This is a genomic window from Anoxybacillus flavithermus, from assembly GCF_002742685.1.
Taxonomy (GTDB): domain Bacteria; phylum Bacillota; class Bacilli; order Bacillales; family Anoxybacillaceae; genus Anoxybacillus; species Anoxybacillus flavithermus_E.
In genome coordinates this window covers 1-4,102 of sequence record NZ_PEDM01000058.1, presented here as the reverse complement: position 1 = coordinate 4,102, position 4,102 = coordinate 1, and the positions used below count along the sequence as shown (strand labels likewise).

The following is a 4,102-nucleotide window of genomic DNA, read 5'->3' as shown; positions in this document are numbered from 1 at the left end:
ACTGTAAATACAGCTTGTTGTACCGTCAACATGCGATTCACCTCCTTGTCTATCAATATTCACATCATAGACAGGAAAAGCAAAAAATATTCAGCTCACTTTATGATGTGGCTGAATAGTTACGTTCATTATAAAATGCAGCTGCACTTCCTAAACTCATGTTAATCACGTCTGCACCGAGTTTAATCGCATCGTCAATAGCCGCTACATACACATCGTCATATGTATATGCATACATCGGATCATTACTAAATACTTTCATGGCTAACACTTGTGCTTCTGGTGCAACACCAGAAATTTGACCGTTTGCCGCAGCTGTGCCAGCTACATGCATGCCATGCATAGAAGCTGCTGGACCAAGATCGCGAATTTCGTCTGTTTTATCGAAGTAGTTATATCCGTACGGTACTTTTTCTGTGAAGTATTTTCCTGGGAGGTGTTGTTCACTAACCATTTGTTCAACTTCATCTTTTGTTAATGCTTCTTCCGTTGTTTCACTTAATTTCATATCTTGGTGTGATGGATCAATGCCTGTATCAATAATCGCAATGACAGTACCTTCACCACGCAACTGCGCGTCTGCCCATGTTGCTTGTGACTGAATAAATTGATGGCTTGTTTTCATATTTGGCATCGGTTGTGGACGTTCATAGGCGTTGACAAGATGAACAGCTTTAACCGATGGCAAACTTTGAATTTTTTCAATATCGCCATATTGCACTTCTGTACTGAACCCGTTTACGACCGTTGTAAACGATTGTTCAACGTCTACATCAACACCCGATTGTTGAATTTGTTGCAATGCTTCTTTTTGTTTTTGTTCCGCTTGTTTTTCAAGCTGCTCTCGCGTTTGTTCTGATAAGTCTTTATACAACTTACCTTGCTCTGTAGCATATTGAAGCGGTGTTTTTCCTTCCACTTCAACGACAACACGTACGTTGTCTGTTTCTTTCCACTCTACTTTTTGTGGAAGTTTTTTTAGTTGCTTTTCTAACTTCTTCTGCACAAGTTCTCGTTGCAATTTGCTAGAAGATGAGACAACTGATGTTAGTGAACTAGACGACTCATTCGCCCAAGCACTGCCAGCGAACATACTCGCCATTAACACCGTTGTCGTCATGACACTAAAAGGTTTTTTCCACTTCACTTTTTCCTCTCCCTTCTATAATGGAAAAATAAAGTTATAAAACTATAAAATACATAAAATATTATAATATTCTTTTTTTCTGTTTCCTTATGTAATTTTCGACATTTTCCGACATAAAGAAAGACCTCCACATCGGAGGCCTGCCTTCAGCTACATCAATTTTACTTTCCCTAAAAACTCCGCCAATACTTTCGCCATTTCCGCACGCGTCATATAGCTTGCCGGATCAAAGCTTCCGCTATCCCGTCCTTGCATGACTCCTGCTTGGTATACTACTTCAATCGCCTGTTTTGCCCATGCTGGCACTTGCTTTGCATCATGGAAATCTGTCACTTTTTTCGTTTTGTCTTGCTTTGTTTCATCATAGCCAACGAACGAAAGTTTCAATGCTCGCTCGATCATGACGGCTGCTTGTGCGCGAGTAATCGGTTCATTCGGTGCAAACGTATTGGCTGTTTTTCCTTGAATGATACCTAGTTTGACTGCTGTAGCTAATTCACCGTTTTTGTTAAACCATTCTGTCCCTTTTACATCGGCAAATCGACCGTCATATGCTTCATGTGGCAGTGCTAATGCTCGTACAAGCAACACAGCAAACTGGGCACGTGTCATCTGCTCATTTGGTCGGTATGCTGTTTCCGTCATCCCTTTGACTAATTGTTTTGACGCAAGTGTATCAATGTACCCTTTCGCCCAATGTCGCTCGATGTCGCCAAATGTATGTGTCCCTTCAACGACGACATATGTCGAGTTCGTCAATGACTTGATGACCGCTTTGTTGCCAACAAATGTGGTCGGTACAGGTGTAATGGAACCGTCATCGTTTACACGAACTACAATAGAACGACTTGCGTTCACCGCCTGCTTCAATACGATTTCCCGTTCAACATATTGAGTAAAACGTTCGATGACCTGTTCTTTTCCGTTTGCCTTCGCTACAACGTGAAACTCTACTGCATCAGACAATGCTTTTGCACGTAGTTGTGGAGCATCCTTTACTTTCATTTCGATCGATATGCTTACTTGTTCGACTGTTGCACCGAGTGTTTGCGCAATCGTTTCCAGAGACGCTTTCACTTCTTTTGCAGGCAATTTGTATGTCGCTTGTTCACTCGCGCTCACAATCGTTGCTTCTCCTTGCTTATTTGCTGCCTGTGTAAACAATGTAGCTGGCACATCTACTTTTGTAACTACACCTTTCGCAAGCGAACCGAGAGAGACGACAACTTGTTTATTTTCATTTGAAAGTGCGCTAACAATAGAAGCCACTTCATTTGACGAAACGGTCGCAACTTTTTCTACGACTTTGCCGTCTTTTTCTTTCGTCTCTACTTGTGGTTGTAAAATAACTGCACCGTTTTCGACCTTCCCTGGTGTTGTGCCGCTGCCTGGTGTTGTGCCACTACCTGGCGTTGTACCGCTACCTGGCGTTGTACCACTGCCCGGTGTTGTACCACTGCCCGGTGTGGTTTCTTCTTGTAATACTCCTTCACGCAATTGTTTTGTGTCGATATTTAATACGTAATTTTTCGTATTTTTCGCAATGGCACCGCCATCATTTTTAAAGATGTCTGACTTGCTTCGTTCAGACGGTTCAATATGGATAGCCACTTCTTTTTGATTGGCTGCTGGTGTGAACGTGTACGTAAATGACATGTCATCTTGAATTGTTACACGCTCTTTATTAATTGTTAACACACCATCTTTAATGGCATTTCCTTTAATCGTCACACGATCACCGTCTTTGATGACATCTTCAACAACGACAGGCATATCAATCCAACGTAAAATGTAATCTTGAATGACCATTTTGTTATTGCCTTGATTGTGCACCGTTACTTTTAAATCTGTGCCAATCGCACCGTATCCGTAATAGCTGACGTCATCATCTGTTTGATCGTCACGCGTATGATCAGCTAGCCCTTCTTGATCCCATGAGCTGCCTTTGACGTATTTATAAATAATCGTTTCGCCTTCTTGTAGCTCTGTCGTAAACTCCCAATCAGGCGTGACCGCTCCACCGCGCGTCATTTCCCATGCACCTGTATTCCAACCGTTGATGCTATTTGGAATTGTGATGCGCGTATCTAACGGCGTATAGCTTGGCGCTTTCACTTTAAACGTCACTTGAACCATCACGATGTCTGGTGTAATTTGGACGTCATTTGATGCGGCAAAGTTTCCAGCGCGGTCATACAACTTCACAACATACGTATATGTTTTCCCGTTTTCGACATCATAGTCAGTAAATGATGTGCCAATGTCCGTTGTTGTATGAATGATTTGACCATCACGCTCAATGACAAGCATATATGCATCATTGTCATCTCGATCTACGAACGACCACTTTAAATTCACTTGCCCGGATTCAACTTCTGGTTGAACAAGTTGAATCTCTTTGGCAGGTGCTTGAGTGTCCTCTGTATTTGCTGTGAGCGTAAATGTTTTCTCGCTTGTATACACCCAATCATCGCCAAGATTTGTCGTAAATTTGTAACGATACGTATACGTTCCTGCTTGCAATGGGGTGAACGATGCACGGAATACGTTCGCATCGCCATCTTGTCGGTCGTACGTTGCTTGTATGTGTTCCCATTTGTCGCTATTCGGTTTTTTCACTTGCAACACCGCTTGTAAACCGTCAGCTAACCCATGTTTCGTTACATTATCTATTTGCACTTTCGCTTCAACCGTAATTGAAGCAGCTAAATCGAGCACTCCACCGTTCACTTCAGAAAGTAAAGCAACGTGCTCTTCTGTTAATGGATAATGTGGTACGACGCGACTTGTTTCTACTTTTGCCGATTCATTTCCGTTTGCATCTAATGCTGTAATCGCAAAATAATATGCTGCACCGTTTTTCAAATTGTCAATCACAACAGTTTTTCCGCTCGTTTCTTGTATGAGTAAAATGTTTGTGGGAGAAAAGAAGACAGGTTCCTGATTTATACAAAC

General features: G+C 42.1%; 2 protein-coding genes. Both read right to left on the bottom strand.

Annotated features, from left to right (window positions below):
* Positions 1-100: 100 nt before the first annotated feature.
* Complete coding sequence (locus tag CS060_RS13780; RefSeq protein ID WP_035047939.1) at positions 101-1,147, bottom strand: S8 family serine peptidase; 1,047 nt, start codon at positions 1,145-1,147, stop codon at positions 101-103.
* Positions 1,148-1,297: 150 nt separating this feature from the next.
* Positions 1,298-4,102: S-layer homology domain-containing protein (locus tag CS060_RS13775; RefSeq protein ID WP_180271097.1), on the bottom strand; the 2,805-nt coding region annotated here is incomplete at its 5' end.